The following is a 1,349-nucleotide window of genomic DNA, read 5'->3' as shown; positions in this document are numbered from 1 at the left end:
CCGCTATCGGCACCTGCCAGCGTGTAGCCCACAATCGCGGCCGTCTCCACACCCGCGTTCTTCGAGCCGAATGCAGCGGTGAGTGCCGCGCTTGACAGACTCACCTGGTCCGAGCCAATCGCATTACCTAAGGTGGCCGTCCCCGAAACGGTGGCGGCCGTGGTCGCGTCATACGTCTTATTCGCCACCGACACGCCCGAGACCGTAATCTGCGCCTGCGAGATCGTGGCCGTGGCCGCACTCGGCTTCGACACAATCACATAGTTGCCCGCATCGGCCCCGGTGAGCGTAAAGCCCGAGAGCGTGGCGGTCTCCACTCCAGCGTTCTTCGAGCCGAATGCAGCGGTGAGCGCCGCACCCGAGAGACTCACCGCGTCACCCGTCATCGCCCCCGTCTGGCCCGTGATGGAACCTGCGGACGCCACGGTTGCTGAAGTCGTCGCGTCATACGTCTTGTTGGCGACCGTCACGCCTGAGACCGTAATCTGCGCCTGCGAGATCGAGGCGCTCGCCATCGATGGCGCCAGCACCACCGAATAGTTGCCGCTATCGGCACCTGCCAGCGTGTAGCCCACAATCGCGGCCGTCTCCACACCCGCGTTCTTCGAGCCGAATGCAGCGGTGAGTGCCGCGCTTGACAGACTCACCTGGTCCGAGCCAATCGCATTACCTAAGGTGGCCGTCCCCGAAACGGTGGCGGCCGTGGTCGCGTCATACGTCTTATTCGCCACCGACACGCCCGAGACCGTAATCTGCGCCTGCGAGATCGTGGCCGTGGCCGCACTCGGCTTCGAGGCGATCACATAGTTGCCCGCATCGGCCCCCGTGAGCGTAAAGCCCGAGAGCGTGGCGGTCTCCACTCCAGCGTTCTTCGAGCCGAATGCAGCCGTGAGCGCCGCACCCGAGAGACTCACCGCATCACTCGTCATCGCCCCCGTCTGGCCCGTGATGGAACCTGCGGACGCCACGGTTGCTGAAGTCGTCGCATCGTACGTCTTGTTGGCGACCGTCACCCCCGAGACCGTAATCTGCGCCTGCGAGATCGTGGCGCTCGCCATCGATGGCGCCAGCACCACCGAATAGTTGCCGCTATCGGCACCTGCCAGCGTGTAGCCCACAATCGCGGCCGTCTCCACCCCCGCGTTCTTCGAGCCGAATGCAGCCGTGAGTGCCGCGCTTGACAGACTGACCTGGTCCGAGCCAATCGCATTACCTAAGGTGGCCGTCCCCGAAACGGTGGCGGCCGTGGTCGCGTCATACGTCTTGTTGGCGACCGTCACGCCCGAGACCGTAATCTGCGCCTGCGAGATCGTGGCCGTGGCCGCGCTCGGCTTCGAGGCGATCACATA

The 1,349-nt window shown here is 64.9% G+C and carries 1 protein-coding gene; it reads right to left on the bottom strand.

Annotated features, from left to right (window positions below; translation table 11 throughout):
- A partial coding sequence (locus tag AWB78_RS50275) for a beta strand repeat-containing protein (RefSeq protein WP_232478146.1) occupies positions 1-1,349 on the bottom strand: 1,349 nt, incomplete at both ends.

It is taken from the genome of Caballeronia calidae, from assembly GCF_900044055.2.
Lineage (GTDB): Bacteria > Pseudomonadota > Gammaproteobacteria > Burkholderiales > Burkholderiaceae > Caballeronia > Caballeronia calidae.
The sequence above is the reverse complement of the archived record's forward strand: the minus strand, read 5'-3'. Positions and strand labels throughout refer to the sequence as shown.